Here is a 15701-nt window from a genome sequence, read left to right as displayed (position 1 = left end):
ATGATGAGACTTCCAAAACTGTTATCAATGCTGGTCACACTGCTGGCCTGTGCCTTTTTGCTGGTGCCAACCTTGCAATCCGTGTTGGCAGGTATCACCGCCAACTATTTCCGCGGCATCTCTTCCGGATTGACCCTCAAATGGGTGGTTGAGGTCTGGACGCTTTATGCTGACAGTATTTTCCTCTCCATCTGGCTGGCGATTACCTGTCTTGCGGTGACGCTCATTCTGGGCGTGCCTGCAGCCTATGCGCTGGCCCGCAACCCCGGCCGTCTGTCGCGGGTTCTTGAGGAGTTCATCTCCCTGCCGCTGGCCATTCCGGGCCTCGCGCTGGCGCTGGCGTTGTTGCAGCTTTATGGCTCCCAGCAGGGGTTTCGCGCTCACTGGAGTTTCATTCTCGTGGGGCATGTGCTCTACACACTGCCCTTCATGGTACGGGCGGTGCAGGCGGTGCTTGCGGCCATCGACCTGAAAACGCTCGAAGAAGGTGCCGCCTCACTTGGTGCAGGGCCTGCGCGTCGGTTTGTCGATATCGTCGTCCCCAATGCCCTGCCCGGCATCCTCGCCGGGAGCCTTACGGTGGTGACGCTCTCCATTGGTGAATTCAATCTTACATGGATGCTGCACACGCCACTGCTGAAAACCCTGCCGGTCGGGCTTGCGGATTCTTACGCCTCCATGCGGCTGGAGATCGCTTCTGCCTATACGCTGGTTTTCTTTGTGATGATCGTCCCGCTTCTAATGGCCATGCAATGGGCCTCCGCCCGTGCCCAAAGGATACTGTCATGACCCTGTCTCTTTCGTCTGTTGCCAAAACCTATGGTGATGGCACCCGCGCCCTGAACCCAACCGATCTGGAGATCAATCCCGGCGAGATCATTTCGCTCCTTGGCCCCTCGGGCTGCGGCAAGACCACCCTGTTGCGGCTGATTGCCGGGCTTGAAGTGCCGGATAATGGCGCGAACATCCGGTTTGGCGACGAGGATGTCACCCGCCTCCCCGTTGAAAAGCGCAACGTCGGCATGGTGTTTCAATCCTATGCGCTGTTTCCCAATATGTCCGTGCGCGACAATATTGGCTACGGGCTAAAGATGCAGCGTCTGCCGCGCGCCGAGATCCAGAGCCGTGTGGACGAGGTGATCGCCCTATGTCGTCTGGAGCCATACGCAAACCGCGCGATCACCGCCCTGTCCGGCGGACAGCGACAGCGGGTCGCCCTTGCCCGCGCCTTTGCACCGCGCCCACGTCTGATGCTGCTGGACGAACCTCTGTCCGCGCTTGATGCGGCCTTGCGGCTGGAGTTGCGCGACGAGTTGGCTGCCTTGCTGCGCCAGTTTGGCACCACGGTGATTTTTGTCACGCACGATCAGGACGAGGCCCTTGCCATCGCTGATCGCGTTGCGGTGATGGAAGGCGGAAAAATCCGCCAGATCGGCACACCAGAGGAGCTTTATCGCAACCCTCAATCCGCCTTTGTCGCGGAATTCGTAGGGCACGCGATGCCACTTTCTGGTGAAATCAGACAGCAAACCCTGTGTCTGGAAGGTGGGGAACTGCCGCTCCCGGATCATGCAGGCGGCGGCTCGGTTTATGTGCGCGCAGAAGACTTACGTGCTGACCCGACGGGACCGTTAGAGGCGAAGGTGGAGACCGTCACCTTCCTCGGCACGCACTACCGGCTGGGCCTCACCGGCCTCACGGGGCAGCGCATGTTTGCACTGCATCATGGCGCCTCTGCTCCTGCTATTGGCGATAACTTACGCCTGTCCATCGCGCCCGATGCGCTGATCTGCCTTCCTCATTCGTAAAGCTTAAACATGACTTCATTCATTCAACTCACCGACACGCATATCGTCTCTGAGGGCAGCCTCGCATATGGCCGTTCGGATACCGCCGCCGCGCTTGTCAGTGCGGTCGAGACCATAAACGCACGGCTGCCACTGCTGGATCCGGTTGACTGTGTGGTTCTGACCGGAGATCTGACGGATCACGGCAGCGCCGAGGAATACACCCGTCTGCGCCAGTTGCTCTCGCCGCTCAAGGTGCCGTTACGGGCGATCCCCGGCAATCACGACCTGCGCGAGGCGATGCGTGCGGCCTTTGCCGATGAAGACTGGATGCCCGGCTCTGGTCCGATCCAATGGCACCACGATTTTGGCCCCTTCTCGATGATCGGGCTTGATACGCTGGTTGAAGGCGCACCCTACGGTCTGGTTTGCGAAGACGGGCTTTTGTTTCTTGAGCGCACCCTGTCGGAGCTGGGGGATAAACCGATTGTCGTCGCCACCCATCACCCATGGATACGCTCAGGCATGGTTGAGATGGATCGCAATAATCTGCGCAATGGGCAGGCGGTGCTGGAGCTGCTGCAAAACCACTCTGGCCCTGCGCAAATAATATCGGGCCACCTACATCGTGCCATGTCGGCACTGGTTGGCGGCATCCTGCATCAGGTTGCGCCTGCACCTTGCCATGCGGTGCATCTGGACCAGCGTGAAGACACCACCAACAGCCTCGTATTAGAACCAGGCAACGTCACGATATACAATTGGCGCGGCGCGGATGGCGGACTTGTGAGCGATACGCTCCCCGTTGGAAACCACCCCGGGCCATGGCCGTTTTATGGTTAGGTAGACCGCCCATGGATCAGATAAAAACACACACTCAACCACCTGCAGGCGCAGGAATATTTCTTTTACAACAATAGTGTAGCTTTCCTCTTTTCCCTCCAGTTGGAACCGCTACAAAGCGGCCAATTGAAACTGGGGAGAGGAGAACTCCATGTTGAACTTCCTATCCCGGCCAATGGTGCGTCTCATTGACCGGTATCTGCCTGACCCGTTTGTTTTTGTTCTGGTGCTTACCCTGATCGCGGGCCTTGCCGCCGTCTTGACGCAAGGCACTGGCCCGCTCGAAGTTGTGACGATCTGGGGCGATGGGTTTTGGTCATTGCTGACCTTTTCCATGCAAATGTTGCTGGTGCTGGTTACGGGCTACATGATGGCCTCCACCCCGCTGGTACGACGTGGCCTGACCGCACTCGCGAGCCTTGCCAACAGTGCCGGGGGTGCCATTCTGTTGGTGAGCTTTGTGTCGCTTGCCGCATCATGGATCAACTGGGGCTTTGGGCTTGTTGTGGGTGCGTTGTTTGCCCGCGAGTTGGCCCGTACGATCCGCGTGGATTACCGCCTACTGGTCGCCTCGGCCTATTCCGGGTTTATCGTATGGCACGGCGGGCTTGCCGGTTCGATCCCACTGTCCATCGCAACCGACGGCCACCCGTTTGCCGATATCACTGGGGTCATCCCGACCTCGCAGACGATCTTTTCCGTCTATAACCTCGTGATCGTAGCGGCATTGTTTATCGCAATCCCGCTGGTCAACCGGGCGATGCTGCCGCGCGAGGATGAAGCGGTCTATATTGACCCTGCGCTCTTAGAAGACAGCACTCCGGAAAAAAGCGGCGTCTCGACACCGGCAGACCGCATTGAAAACAGCTTTGTGCTGTCTTTGTTGATCGGTGCGGCGGGTGCCGCGTGGCTGATTCAGTATTTCGCAGCAGGCAATGGTCTGTCGCTCAATGTGATCAACTTCTTGTTCCTGACGGTGGCCACCATCCTGCACGGAAGCCCCCGGAACCTGCTGAACGCCCTGACTGACGCGGTAAAAGGCGGAGCGGGCATTGTGATCCAGTTCCCATTCTATGCCGGGATCATGGCAATCATGGTGCAATCGGGACTGGCGGCAAGTATCTCTGAAGCTCTCGTCGGTCTTGCAAGCGCAACATCGCTGCCGTTCTGGTCGTTCATTTCCGCCGGGATCGTCAATTTCTTCGTCCCCTCAGGCGGCGGGCAATGGGCTGTGCAGGCCCCTGTGATCCTACCCGCAGCCGAAGCTTTGGGTGCGGATATCGCACGCACGGCCATGGCGGTTGCATGGGGTGATGCGTGGACCAATATGGTGCAGCCTTTCTGGGCGCTCCCGATCCTTGGGATCGCAGGCCTGCGTGCCAAGGACATCATGGGGTTCTGCGTGGTGCATCTGCTCCTGTCCGGCCTCATTATCGCAGCCGGGCTGGTCTTTATCTAAAACAAAAAGCGCGCCTCTCGGGGCGCGCTTTCCAAAGAAGCCTCTTAGAAACCGCTCACCGCAGGGAGCCATGTCGACAGGCTCGGCACAAAGGTGATCAGCAACAGCGCCGCCGCCAGAGCCAAAAAGAAGGGTGGCAATTCGCGGATCAATGTTGATGGCTTCAGATGGACCGTCGAAGAGACCACAAAGATCAGGCTCCCGACCGGTGGCGTGGTCAGACCCAGTGTCAGGTTCACAATCACAATAATGGCAAAGTGGTTCGGATCGATCCCCAGCGCAAAGCTAATGGGCGCAAGGATCGGCACAAGGATCATGACGCCGGGAAGTGGGTCCATGAACAACCCAAAAGCCAATAGCAGCAGGTTCACCGCCAGCAGGAAGACAATCGGCGACAAATCCCAGCTGATGATGGTTCCGGCCAGTTGCTGTGGAAGGCCCTCGATGATCAGCACCCAAGCAAAGGCCCGCGCGGCACCAAGGATCAGCAGAACTGCACCAGAGGTCATCGCTGCCTTCAGCAAAATGCCCGGCAAATCGCGAAGTTTGAGCGAGCGGTAGACAAACATACCCACAATGAGGGCGTAAAACACCGCGATGACAGAGGCTTCGGTGGGGGTAAAAACACCAAACCGAATGCCGCCCACGATCAGCAGGATCAAGGACAATGCCGGGAGTGCAAACACAAAGATCCGCCCGATCTCAAGCAGGGTCGGCATGGCGTCGCCACTGACATAGCCACGTTTGCGGCTGACATAAGCGTTGGCCAAGAGCACCATAAAGGTGATCAAAACGCCCGGCAGAACACCGGCCATAAACAAAGAGCCAACTGAGACCTGCTGATCCTGCATGGCGTAGATGATCATGGTGATTGAGGGCGGAATAATCGGCCCGACCACAGCGCTCGCGATGGTAAGCGCCCCGGCATAGGGGCGATCATAGCCGCCTTTTTCCATCATCCGGATCATCATTGATCCGGGTCCGGCCGCATCGGCAAGGGCGCTACCGGAAATACCTGCAAACATCGCCGAGCTGACCACATTTGCATGGCCCAGACCGCCGCGAAGGTGACCAACCAGAGACTGCGCAAGCCGCAAGAGCGCCATGGTGACAGCCCCTCCGGTCATGATCTCTGCAGCAAGGATGAAGAACGGAACTGCCAGCAGCGGGAAGCTGTCGAGGCCGGAAAACATCTCCTTGACCACCACCAGATGTGGATAGGAGGAGCCGAACGTCAGCGCCACAAACACCGCGATCATCATTGCAAAGGCCACAGGCAGGCCAAGCGCCAGCAAGATAAAAAGCGCCGGAAAAAGGATCTCAGCCATTTGCGCCTCCAGGCAATGTGGCGGCCGCATCATCTGGATCATCGGCGCGTTTGTAGCGGCCCGCGGTAATGAAAGGATGCGCAATCAACAGGAGATGAACCATCAACAGCAAAAAACCGATAGGCATCGCCGCATAAACATAAAGGAACGGGAGACGCAGGGCCGGTGTCACCTGATATTGCATCCGTTGGGCATATTGCAGGCCGACATAGACCATAAAGCCAAAGAACATCAGCAACCCGAGCACTATCGCGCCACGCAAGAGCTTTTGCCCGGCAGAGGGCAAGGCGTCTTGTAAATTGGTGATCGCCACATGCCCACCCGAACGTAGGATCAAGCCCGCGCCGGAAAAAGCCATCCAAATCATCAGGTAGCGCGCGGTCTCATCCGCCCATGGCAGAGAATGCCCGGTGCTATAGCGCAGGGCGATATTGGCCCCGACCACCAGTGTCATGCCCGCCATCATGGCGATCAGAAGCCAGCCGTTCAGCGTGACGAAATAGTGTTCCAGCTTTCTCAAGAAACGCGCCCCCGCAAGGTGTCCGGCGGCTTAGGGGCGCCGCCGGACGTTTGATCATCACTCAGAAGCGACGATGGATTTGACCAGCTCTTCGCCGTAGGTCTTGTAGTAACCTTCGTAAGCGGACTGGATCGAAGCCTGAAATTCGGCCTTTTCCTCTGCGGTCAATGCGTTCACCTGCATGCCGCGCTCTTTGAGGATCTCGACACCGCTGGTCTCGACATTATCCACATAGCCGCGCATTGCTGCGACAGCCTCGGTGGCCGCTTTTTCAAAGGCTGCTTTCTGCTCGTCGTTCAAACCTTCCCAGAAAGGTTTGGAGACCAGCAACATGGCAGGAGAATAAACGTGGCCCGAAAGGGTCAGGTATTTCTGAACTTCATCCAGTTTCACAGAGACGATCACCGAGAGCGGGTTTTCCTGCCCATCGATCACACTCTGCTGCATGGAAGAGATTACCTCAGGCCATGCCATCGGAGTCGGCGCAGCACCCATCGCGTTAAACGCTGCCAGATGCACCGGGTTTTCCATGGTGCGCAGCTTCAGCCCTTGCACATCCGCAGGCGTGTTGATGGCATTGCGATTATTGGTGATGTGGCGAAAGCCCTGCTCGCCCCATGCCAGCGCATGCAGGCCAACATTGTCAAACTTCGCGAGGATGTCCTCACCGATGGGGCCATCCAGCACCGAACGGGCGTGGCTCAGGTCGCGAAACAGGAACGGAATATCGAAAACGCCAGTCTCAGGCACAAAGTTCGCCAGCGTTCCCGAAGACACAATCGTGACCTCAACTGTGCCCAGCTGCAGGCCTTCGATCACCTCGCGTTCACCACCCAGACCCGACGACGGGAAATGGGTGAAGCTGAAGTCGTCACCGGTTTCGGCTTTGACGACTTCTTCGAATTTCTTTGCTGCGACGCCATAGTGGCTGTCCTCTGCCAAAGCGTAGCCGATTTTGATATCGGTTTGCGCTGCGGCGGGGAATGTAAAGGCAACGGCAGCGCCTGCAGCCATCAGGCTGCGGGTGAAAATGGTCATGGAAAATCCCTCCCTTAGAACCATGGTCTTGTTATACATGCAACTTTCGAGAAGCAACCCGACCAGAAAGCACAGATTATGCCCCTGAGACAGGTTCCTCAGCAGCATTACGTCTTTGCCCGTCCAAACAGGCGAACGAGTTCCGGCACATAGGCCTGACCATGACCATCTGCCACTGCATCAGCCAATGCAGCAGAGACCCCGTCGGCCACGGTTTGTTGCGCGCCTGCTTGTTCGGACATTGCGCGATAGTAATCGATGTCCTTTTGGGCGTTGGATACAAAGAACGGCAGCCCTTCGCGGTTGCCATCGGTGATAAAGGGGGCCAGTCGGTCCAAGGCGACACTTGCTCCACCGCCGGAGGCCAGAACGTCCACAAAAACAGCCGGGTCGACACCCGCATCTGCGGACTGCGCGGCAGCTTCGGCCAAGAGCGTCATAAAGCCAACCGACACATAGTTATGGAGCAGTTTCAGACGGTGACCATGGCTAAGCGGGCCGACATGCGCCACTTCTTCGGTAAAGGATGCCAGCACCGGGCGCACGCGTTCCAGCGATTCCGCCGTACCGCCTACGAGCAGGTTCAGCTTGCCCTCATGCGCGTGTTTTGCGGTCCGCGTCATGGGCGCGTCGATATAATCACCGTCCGCAGCACGCACGACCTCTCCCATACGCAGGGTCGACTCGGGCAGTGCGGTTGAACAGTCAACGATCACCGTGCCGGGCCGCAATGCTGCCGCCAGCCCCTGATCCCCTGCAACGATTGCCTCCACCTGAGGTGAGCCCGTCACACAGAGGATCACCACGTCAGAGACAGCGGCAATTTCTGCTGGCGTGGCGCAGGCCGTCGCCCCCATGCCGGTGATCTCATCCACTGGCTGGTTGCCGGGATGATCCAGAAAACTCAGCGCGAAACCCCCGCGCGACAGAACATTACGGGCGATGCCGTGGCCCATGAGCCCGACGCCAATGATACCAACATGCATGTTGTCTCTCCTCATTCTCATGACCGCGCAGGCACGGCCCAGCTCCGGACCAGCGGCCCGGAGCGATCCTCCCAGATGCGTTTGGCGATTAGTCTGTGTTGATCCAGATCGCCTTGGTATCGAGATATTCCTCCATGTGTTCCGTGCCGCCCTCACGCCCATAGCCTGACATTTTGACGCCCCCAAAGGGCACAGCCGGGTCGATCGCGTGGTACATATTCACCCAGACGGAGCCTGCTTTGAGACGGTGCGCCAGCTTGTGCGCGGTTCCAAGGTGCGTGGAGAAGACGCCCGCAGCCAAACCATAGGGGGTGGCGTTGGCCCGTTCGACCACTTCATCAAGGCTGTCGAAGGGCAATGCGGAAATCACCGGACCAAAGATCTCTTCGCGTGCGATGGTCATCTCGTCGGTGACACCGCCGAAGACCGTCGGGTGGAAGAAGTGTCCTCCTTCAAAATCTGCGCCCTCAACACGTGTGCCGCCTGTCATAACCTCAGCGCCCTCATTGGGGCCGATGGCGAGATATCCTGCAATGCGTTCGGCCTGACGCGCGGAGATGATCGGGCCGATATCCGTGCTCTCATCGATACCGTGACCAATGCGCAGGTTGGCGGCGAATTCGGCAACCCGGCGCACAAACTCATCATGAATTTCACGCGCAACAAACAGGCGCGACCCCGCGATGCAGATCTGACCGGAGTTTGCAAAAACCGCCATGGCAGCCACCGGCACGGCCTTCTCGATATCGGCGTCACGGCACACAATCACCGGAGATTTGCCGCCCAGTTCGAGCGAGACGCGCTTGAGGTTGCCGGTCGCGGCACGCGCAATGGACTGGCCCGTCGCGGTTGAGCCTGTAAAGACGATCTTGTCGACACCGGGATGCTCGGCCAAGGCAGCGCCGGCCTCGGAACCGAGACCTGTGACAATATTCAAAACTCCATCGGGCAGGCCCGCTTCTTGCATGATCCGCGCGATCATCAGAACCGTCAAAGACGCTTCCTCGGAGGGTTTCAGAACAACGGTACAACCGGTCGCGATAGCAGGTGCGATTTTCCACACAGATCCCGCGATCGGCGCGTTCCAGGGGATAATGGCCCCAACGACACCGACCGGCTCACGTACGGTCGAGGAGTGGATTTCACCCGGGAACGAATTGGGGATGGTGTGCCCATGAATGGTGACAGCCTGCCCCGCATAAAACCGCAGCATACCCAGAACCCGGCGGCTATTGGCCAACGTGCGCTGAATTGGCATGCCCATATCAAGCGTGTCGGAGAGGCAAAGGTTTTCCCACTCGGCCTCAAAGCGTTCTGCAATCCGAAGAAGCAGCGCTTGACGCTCAAAAGGAGTCCATTTCGACCACGGCCCGTCAAAGGCCTTGCGGGCAGATGCAACAGCCGCATCGACATCGACCGCACCACCTTTGGGCACGGTGGCAAGCAGTGCGCCAGTGGCGGGGTTGCGTGCGTCCATCACCTCGCCAGATTGCGACTCGCACCATTGCCCATTGATAAACATTGGGCGAAATCCGCCGTCATAAAGCGCAGAGGCCGCCGCTTGCCAGTCTTTCATGTTCTTTCCTTCATTTTATCAGGCCTCAGCCGAACGGTCGGAACCTGCCCATAACCCGGTGAGTGCGCATAAAATTCATTGCTTCATCTACACCCAGCCTTGTCGAGAAAGCCAGTCGCCCGCGTTGCCAATTTGTGAACACCCCTCTGAAAATCAGAACGCAAAAGGCGCCATTAAATCGCCACAGGCAAAACTGTGCCGAAGTGTAACGATCCTGTATTCGCGCGCCGCTTGCGTCACACTCTGCTAAGACGTAACTCCCCGGCATGGCTTCAAAGATCCTCATTATCAGCCCCCGCGAAGATGGCAGCGGTCGGATTTCCCTGACCCACAAAGCTGAAGGCGCAAGCGGTATCAGCCGCATTTCCTGTGACGTGTCACCGGCCGACTTGCTGCAGCTTGTGCTCTTTTGCGAAGGTTGCGACCTGCGGCGTATTTATGGTGAGCCGCAGATGGCTGAGGTGGAGTTGGATGGCCTGACAGTGACCTATGCCCCGTCAGGCGATGAAATCCATCTACTGCGCCAGATCGGTTATAGTGAAAAAGCTGCGCGTATCGCATGTAAGACCTTCCTGACGGAAATGGCTGGCGTTGTAGAGGCGGTGCTTGATCAGGCCGAAACCTCCAAACACGGGATCACGCTCAAGACCTTGCTGAAGCACGCTGATCTGCCTGCGGCGTATGCAGCACAATTCACTGCGGATGAAACAGCTGCCGTGTTGCACCGTCTGCAAGAAATGGCGCTCTTGATACTGAATGATCGCGCGATGGAGAAAGGATCGCGGTTTGCCAAGCTGTTGCGCGCCAAAAAATCCCGCCCCGAAGCAGAGGCCTGCGCGGCAGAGCTGGTGGTCTCCCTTGCAGACAGCTTGTTGACGCGCGCGTCGTAGTACATGACCGAACCGCGATACTCTCAACTTAATCCATGAGCGCCAATAGGTCTCGGTGCAATGCAGTCGGGATCTCGACGTATCCGCGCTCAAGATTGCGGGCGCGCGCGGCAAAGCGACGTTGCGAAGGCAAGCGTGCCCCCTGACCGATAATATCGGCAAACAGGCGCTCCGCCCTTTCGTCATTGGCCGCCACGCGTCCGCCAGAGAATTTTTCAGGGTCAAAGGCAAGGATGATTTGCCCATGGTAGGGTGCACAGCCCGGACGCCCGGCGGCGGCTTCGCTTTCCAAACTGATGAGATCATCAATCAGCGGGCCTGCCATCAGCTCAATCATAATCGATAGCGCTGATCCTTTATGGCCTCCGAAGGTGAGCATCGCGCCGTCCAAAGCAGCCTCAGGATCGCAAGTTGGCTGGCCATTGCGATCAATCGCCACGCCTTCTGGGAGCGGTTTTCCAGCGCGTTTATAAAGCTCGATTTCGCCTCGCGCAAAACCGCTGGTGGCAAAATCAAAGGTAAAGGGATCTTTGCCGCGACGTGGCCAACTAAACGCAATCGGATTGGTTCCCAGCGTTCCTTTTGTTCCCCCTGCGGGCGCAACCCATGAGTGGCTCGGAACCATTGATAGCCCGGCGAGCCCTGCGGCAGAAAGTTCTTCGACTTCAGGCCAAAGCGCTGAGAAGTGAAAGCAATTATTGACCGCAAGAGCGGCCATACCAAAGCGTCGGGCTTTCGAAATCAGCTCAGGCATCGCGTCCCGCACGGCCAACAACGACATCGCATCGCGAGCGTCGGCGCGGAGGATTGCGGTGTCGGAAGAGTCTATAACAGGCGTGGCGGCGCCATCGATTTTGCCATCCTTCATCGTTGTTGCGCACATGAACAGTCGGAACAACCCATGGGACTGACAATCATCCAGCTGACACCGATAGAGCATGTCAGAAATGGCATCCGCATGGGCAGATGCGTAACCGCAATGCTCCAACACCCGCGCTGCGAGCGCACGCACCTCATCCAATGGCAACTCAGTCTTTGCTTCTTCGGTCTGGCTCATCTCTGCCCCTCGCCCTGAAATTGTGGATATCGGATACAACATGCGAGTGATCACGACCAGCCCCTTCACCAAGCACGGTCACGGTTTTCGTCTTGAAAGAATAGGAAATTTACGTAACGTATCCAAAATACCGATAATAAGGCGAATTGAACTCTCATGGCAGGTAAGCGTGCGGTTTCCCGCAATACCCTCCCGGATGTGATTGCGAACGATTTGCGCGAGCGTATCCTCAGCGGCGAATTGGCAGAAGGCGAAGTTATTCGCCAAGAGACACTCGCGGACGAATATGACGTGTCGCGCATGCCAATCCGTGAGGCGCTAAAACGCCTTGATGCGGAAGGGCTGGTGCAATTCACGAACAATCGCGGCGCTTCGGTTACGAAACATTCCCTGCCCGAGATTGCCGAGATTTTTGACCTGCGGATTTTGATTGAGGTCGATTTGTTTCGCCGTGCGATCCCGGCCATGACGTCGACTGATTTCTCGTTATGCAATCAGATCCTTGAAGAGATGGAAGCCTCTTACGATGCCAATGACGTCGGAAAATGGGGCACACTGAACCACCAGTACCATTCCGCGCTCTATGCGGCAGCGGATCGCAGGCTGACGAATGACGTGCTGCAAGGGATCAGCCTGCATTCGGATCGGTTCGTTCGGATGCACCTCAGTGTGATGGAGCAGCGAGAGCCTGCCAAGAAAGAGCACCGGGATTTGCTGCGCTTCGCCGAGGCGCGCGATATCGAAGGAGCGTGCACAACGCTGCGCGAACACATTACCCGAACCAAGGACGAATTGCTTCGGCTGGTCGCAGAGAACCGGTCCGCTGCAGGTGATCCCGCCGCCTAAGCCGCAAGAACACACCTGTTGCAATCACCCGCTTGCGGGAAAACTGGTTGCATCGCTTGATTTTTGTATACATTATCCTGACTAAATTCACCTCCATTTAGACAAAGGCCAGACCATGTTCCACCCTCACGGAAAACACCTGATCGCCGGTCAATGGGTCGCCGGTAGCGACCACTTCCCCTCCAGCCCCGCAAGCGGTGAAAGCTACGACTTCTCTGTGGGTCGGGTCGCAGACGTCAACGCAGCGGTAGAAGCTGCCGAAGCCGCCTTTGCGGCCTATTCCGCCACCTCTCGCGCGGAGCGTGCAGCGTTTCTAAATGCGATCGCGGATGAGATCGAGGCGCGCGCTGATGATATCACCGCGATTGGTTCGCAAGAAACAGGCCTCCCCGAGGCCCGCCTGCAAGGCGAACGCGGCCGCACAACTGGTCAACTGAGGCTCTTTGCCGAACACATCCTGCAAGGAGACTACCTCGACCGGCGCCATGACAAGGCCCTGCCTGACCGGGCTCCGCTTCCGCGCCCGGATCTGCGCATGGTGCAACGCCCCATCGGTCCGGTTGCCGTGTTTGGTGCATCCAACTTCCCTCTCGCATTCTCCACAGCGGGCGGTGACACCGCAGCCGCGCTTGCGGCAGGCTGCCCGGTTGTCGTCAAAGGCCATAGCGCACACCCCGGCACAGGCGAAATCATCGCAGAGGCCATCCTTGCCGCCGTTGAACGCTGCAAGATGCCCGCTGGTGTCTTTAGCCTGATCCAAGGTGGAAACCGTCAAGTCGGTGCCGCACTGGTCCAGCACCCGCTGATCAAAGCCGTCGGCTTTACCGGATCACTCGGTGGGGGGCGTGCGCTGTTTGATCTATGTGCGCAACGCCCGGAACCCATTCCCTTCTTTGGTGAGTTGGGATCGGTAAACCCTATGTTTATCTTCGATGAAGCGCTTAATGCGCGCGGCGATGACCTGGCCAAAGGCTGGGCGGGTTCACTGACCATGGGGGCAGGTCAATTCTGCACAAACCCCGGCATTGCAGTTCTGCGTGCAGGTCCAGAAGCGGACCGTTTTATTGATACCGCTGCTGCAGCCCTTGCTGAAAGCCCCGCGCAAACCATGCTGACGGATGGGATTGCACAGGCCTATCGCGATGGTCAGCGTCGCATGGCCGGTGTGGAAGGCGTGCGCGAGGTGCTTGCGACCGACAGCCAAGCCCGCATAGCAACGCCGTTTCTATATACAACGGACGCGCAAAACTGGCTGAGCAACGAGACTTTGTCGGACGAGGTCTTTGGTCCGCTCGGGCTCGTTGTCACCGTTGCAGACATGTACGAAATGCGCGCTGTTGCTCATTCCCTTGAGGGGCAACTGACCTGCACCATGCACCTGGACGATGGCGACAGCGAAACGGCCGCCCCCTTCCTGCCAATCCTCGAGCGCAAGGCGGGTCGCGTTCTTGCAAATGGCTTCCCAACTGGGGTCGAGGTTGCGGACACGATGGTGCATGGCGGCCCCTACCCTGCATCGACCAATTTTGGCGCAACCTCCGTGGGAACCATGTCCATCCGCCGTTTCCTGCGTCCGGTTTGCTACCAGAATATCCCTGAAGCCCTGCTGCCAGCGGATCTGCGCGACGACGCATAAAATCAGTCCTGACCCTCTCCTCGACCCGGTGCCTCCCAGCCGGGTCGAGTGCTTTTATAAACGCGCCCCGCTAGCGGGGCACGGCAGGTGTCGACTCCTGTGAATTTGAGGCGTATTGGCAGCCTACCTTAGAGCGCCATCCCATTGATCCTCTCGTGACTCCGGCGGAGTTCGACCAGACCGAGCAGATGGTACGCACCGCACTTTCCGTTGCGGCGATCGCAATAAGGCAGCATGTCTGCGCGTCGCCCAAAGTGGCGCAAGCGTGGGCTAAAATACCTAAAGCTCTGTGGGAGGAGTGACATGGAAACCCTTAATTCTATCGTTGGCGCCGTCAACGCGGTCGTCTGGGGCCCGTTGATGCTGGTGCTCATTCTCGGTGTTGGGCTGTTTTTGCAGGTCGGGCTGAAACTGATGCCCATTTTGCGGATCGGCACCGGATTTTCATTGCTGTTCAAGGGACGTAGCCCCGAAGATGGCGAAGGCCAGATCACACCATTTAACGCATTGATGACTGCCCTGTCGGCCACGATCGGCACCGGGAACATCGCAGGTGTCGCAACCGCCGTATTCCTTGGCGGACCCGGCGCGTTGTTTTGGATGTGGATCACCGCGCTGGTCGGCATGGCAACAAAATATTCCGAAGCGGTTTGCGCCGTGAAGTTTCGCGAGCAGGACTCTCAGGGGAATTTCGTCGGTGGACCGATGTATTACATCAAAAACGGCCTTGGCGATAACTGGAAATGGCTGGGCGTGGCCTTTGCTCTGTTTGGCTCAATCGCGGCCTTTGGGATCGGTAATGGCGTGCAGGCCAATGGCGTCGCTCAGGTGCTGGAAACCAACTTTGGCTTCAACCCGTCCATTACCGGCGTTGTGCTGATGGTTCTTACAGGGGCAGTCGTGCTTGGTGGGATCACCCGCATCGGTGCTGTCGCGGGTGCGCTCGTTCCCTTCATGGCCGTGAGCTACATTGTGGCGGGTCTGATCGTCCTTTTGATCAACGCGGATCAACTGGGTTCGGCACTGGGGCTGGTGTTTACGCATGCCTTCACGCCCTCTGCCGCCGAAGGTGGGTTTGCTGGGGCTGCTGTCTGGGCCGCAATCCGCTTTGGCGTGGCACGCGGCGTGTTCTCCAACGAGGCAGGCCTTGGCTCCGCGCCCATCGCACATGCCGCCGCAGAAACCAAAGGTCCAGTCAATCAGGGCCTGATCGCCATGTTGGGCACGTTCATCGATACCATTATCGTCTGCAGCATCACCGGCCTTGCGATCATTGCATCCGGTGTCTGGACCTCGGGAGAAAGCGGCGCGGCACTGACGTCGCTGGCGTTTGAGACCTCGCTGCCCGGTTTTGGTGGCTACCTCATCGCGATTGCGCTTTCGATCTTTGCGTTCACCACCATTTTGGGGTGGTCCTATTATGGCGAGAAATGCGTTGGCTACCTGCTCGGTGCCAAGGTTTTGATCGGCTATCGCATCCTGTGGATCGTTGCGATCTATTTTGGGGCGACGGCGGATCTTGGCTTCATCTGGCTCTTGGCCGACACGCTCAACGCGATGATGGCAATTCCAAACCTGATCGCGCTGATCCTGCTCAGCCCTGTGGTTTTCGCGGTGACCAAGGAGTTCTTTGCCACCAAAGGTCAGAGCGAAGAGCGCACGTCCCGCTCACCACAATAAACCAAGCTCTATCGGGGGGCGCGTCATTTGATGCGCCCCTCTGTGACACCTTTCG

Annotated in this window: 14 protein-coding genes; 8 read left to right on the top strand and 6 right to left on the bottom strand. The window is 58.1% G+C overall.

Annotated elements, in window-relative coordinates:
• From K529_RS20010 to K529_RS19995, 4 genes are all read left to right on the top strand, one after another.
• Complete coding sequence (locus K529_RS20010) at positions 1-789, top strand: ABC transporter permease (protein ID WP_005614656.1); 789 nt, start codon at positions 1-3, stop codon at positions 787-789.
• Complete coding sequence (locus K529_RS20005; protein ID WP_005614658.1) at positions 786-1808, top strand: ABC transporter ATP-binding protein; 1023 nt, start codon at positions 786-788, stop codon at positions 1806-1808. The genes K529_RS20010 and K529_RS20005 overlap by 4 nt, the downstream gene beginning before the upstream one ends.
• Before the next feature lie 9 nt (positions 1809-1817).
• Positions 1818-2630, top strand: a complete 813-nt coding sequence (locus tag K529_RS20000) for a phosphodiesterase (protein WP_005614659.1) — start codon at positions 1818-1820, stop codon at positions 2628-2630.
• A gap of 151 nt (positions 2631-2781) precedes the next feature.
• Positions 2782-4089, top strand: coding sequence for a short-chain fatty acid transporter (locus K529_RS19995; RefSeq protein WP_005614661.1), 1308 nt, complete (start codon positions 2782-2784; stop codon positions 4087-4089).
• 44 nt (positions 4090-4133) lie between these two features.
• Here the strand turns inward: K529_RS19995 and K529_RS19990 are convergent, their stop codons facing one another.
• From K529_RS19990 to K529_RS19970, 5 genes are all read right to left on the bottom strand, one after another.
• Positions 4134-5417 (bottom strand): TRAP transporter large permease, encoded by a 1284-nt coding sequence (locus tag K529_RS19990; RefSeq protein WP_005614662.1) that lies wholly within the window; start codon positions 5415-5417, stop codon positions 4134-4136.
• On the bottom strand, positions 5410-5937 hold the full coding sequence (locus K529_RS19985) for a TRAP transporter small permease (RefSeq protein WP_005614664.1): 528 nt from the start codon (positions 5935-5937) through the stop codon (positions 5410-5412). The genes K529_RS19990 and K529_RS19985 overlap by 8 nt, the downstream gene beginning before the upstream one ends.
• 57 nt (positions 5938-5994) lie before the next feature.
• Positions 5995-6975 carry a TRAP transporter substrate-binding protein gene (locus K529_RS19980; protein WP_005614665.1) on the bottom strand — a complete coding sequence of 327 codons (981 nt, stop codon included), beginning with the start codon at positions 6973-6975 and terminating at the stop codon, positions 5995-5997.
• Positions 6976-7082: 107 nt separating this feature from the next.
• Positions 7083-7961, bottom strand: coding sequence for an NAD(P)-dependent oxidoreductase (locus K529_RS19975; RefSeq protein ID WP_005614667.1), 879 nt, complete (start codon positions 7959-7961; stop codon positions 7083-7085).
• 88 nt (positions 7962-8049) lie between these two features.
• Positions 8050-9537 (bottom strand): aldehyde dehydrogenase family protein, encoded by a 1488-nt coding sequence (locus K529_RS19970; protein ID WP_005614670.1) that lies wholly within the window; start codon positions 9535-9537, stop codon positions 8050-8052.
• A 266-nt stretch (positions 9538-9803) separates the two neighbouring features.
• Between K529_RS19970 and K529_RS19965 the strand changes: the two genes are divergently transcribed.
• Positions 9804-10427: a hypothetical protein gene (locus K529_RS19965; RefSeq protein ID WP_005614671.1), complete on the top strand. Its 624-nt coding sequence runs from the start codon at positions 9804-9806 to the stop codon at positions 10425-10427.
• 28 nt (positions 10428-10455) lie between these two features.
• On the opposite strand, the gene K529_RS19960 is transcribed toward K529_RS19965, so the two are convergent.
• Positions 10456-11484 (bottom strand): Ldh family oxidoreductase, encoded by a 1029-nt coding sequence (locus K529_RS19960; protein WP_005614672.1) that lies wholly within the window; start codon positions 11482-11484, stop codon positions 10456-10458.
• 156 nt (positions 11485-11640) lie between these two features.
• Between K529_RS19960 and K529_RS19955 the strand changes: the two genes are divergently transcribed.
• The 3 genes from K529_RS19955 (at position 11641) to K529_RS19945 (ending at position 15646) form a co-directional block, all read left to right on the top strand.
• Positions 11641-12330 carry a GntR family transcriptional regulator gene (locus K529_RS19955; RefSeq protein WP_005614673.1) on the top strand — a complete coding sequence of 230 codons (690 nt, stop codon included), beginning with the start codon at positions 11641-11643 and terminating at the stop codon, positions 12328-12330.
• Positions 12331-12445: 115 nt separating this feature from the next.
• Positions 12446-13966 carry an aldehyde dehydrogenase (NADP(+)) gene (locus K529_RS19950; protein WP_005614675.1) on the top strand — a complete coding sequence of 507 codons (1521 nt, stop codon included), beginning with the start codon at positions 12446-12448 and terminating at the stop codon, positions 13964-13966.
• Positions 13967-14269: 303 nt separating this feature from the next.
• Complete coding sequence (locus K529_RS19945) at positions 14270-15646, top strand: alanine/glycine:cation symporter family protein (RefSeq protein ID WP_005614678.1); 1377 nt, start codon at positions 14270-14272, stop codon at positions 15644-15646.
• Positions 15647-15701 lie beyond the last annotated feature (55 nt).

The organism is Tritonibacter mobilis F1926 (genome assembly GCF_000376545.2).
GTDB lineage: Bacteria > Pseudomonadota > Alphaproteobacteria > Rhodobacterales > Rhodobacteraceae > Epibacterium > Epibacterium mobile.
This window is presented reverse-complemented; position numbering and strand designations above follow the sequence as displayed.

What these genes read in the sequence shown, in the direction of transcription:
- K529_RS19990 (WP_005614662.1), bottom strand. Translation starts at nt 5,417, where the DNA reads ATGGCTGAGATCCTTTTTCCGGCGCTTTTTATCTTGCTGGCGCTTGGC.
- K529_RS20010 (WP_005614656.1), top strand. Translation starts at nt 1, where the DNA reads ATGATGAGACTTCCAAAACTGTTATCAATGCTGGTCACACTGCTGGCC.
- K529_RS19960 (WP_005614672.1), bottom strand. Translation starts at nt 11,484, where the DNA reads ATGAGCCAGACCGAAGAAGCAAAGACTGAGTTGCCATTGGATGAGGTG.
- K529_RS19955 (WP_005614673.1), top strand. Translation starts at nt 11,641, where the DNA reads ATGGCAGGTAAGCGTGCGGTTTCCCGCAATACCCTCCCGGATGTGATT.
- K529_RS19945 (WP_005614678.1), top strand. Translation starts at nt 14,270, where the DNA reads ATGGAAACCCTTAATTCTATCGTTGGCGCCGTCAACGCGGTCGTCTGG.
- K529_RS19950 (WP_005614675.1), top strand. Translation starts at nt 12,446, where the DNA reads ATGTTCCACCCTCACGGAAAACACCTGATCGCCGGTCAATGGGTCGCC.
- K529_RS19965 (WP_005614671.1), top strand. Translation starts at nt 9,804, where the DNA reads ATGGCTTCAAAGATCCTCATTATCAGCCCCCGCGAAGATGGCAGCGGT.
- K529_RS19975 (WP_005614667.1), bottom strand. Translation starts at nt 7,961, where the DNA reads ATGCATGTTGGTATCATTGGCGTCGGGCTCATGGGCCACGGCATCGCC.
- K529_RS19995 (WP_005614661.1), top strand. Translation starts at nt 2,782, where the DNA reads ATGTTGAACTTCCTATCCCGGCCAATGGTGCGTCTCATTGACCGGTAT.
- K529_RS20005 (WP_005614658.1), top strand. Translation starts at nt 786, where the DNA reads ATGACCCTGTCTCTTTCGTCTGTTGCCAAAACCTATGGTGATGGCACC.
- K529_RS19970 (WP_005614670.1), bottom strand. Translation starts at nt 9,537, where the DNA reads ATGAAAGACTGGCAAGCGGCGGCCTCTGCGCTTTATGACGGCGGATTT.
- K529_RS20000 (WP_005614659.1), top strand. Translation starts at nt 1,818, where the DNA reads ATGACTTCATTCATTCAACTCACCGACACGCATATCGTCTCTGAGGGC.
- K529_RS19980 (WP_005614665.1), bottom strand. Translation starts at nt 6,975, where the DNA reads ATGACCATTTTCACCCGCAGCCTGATGGCTGCAGGCGCTGCCGTTGCC.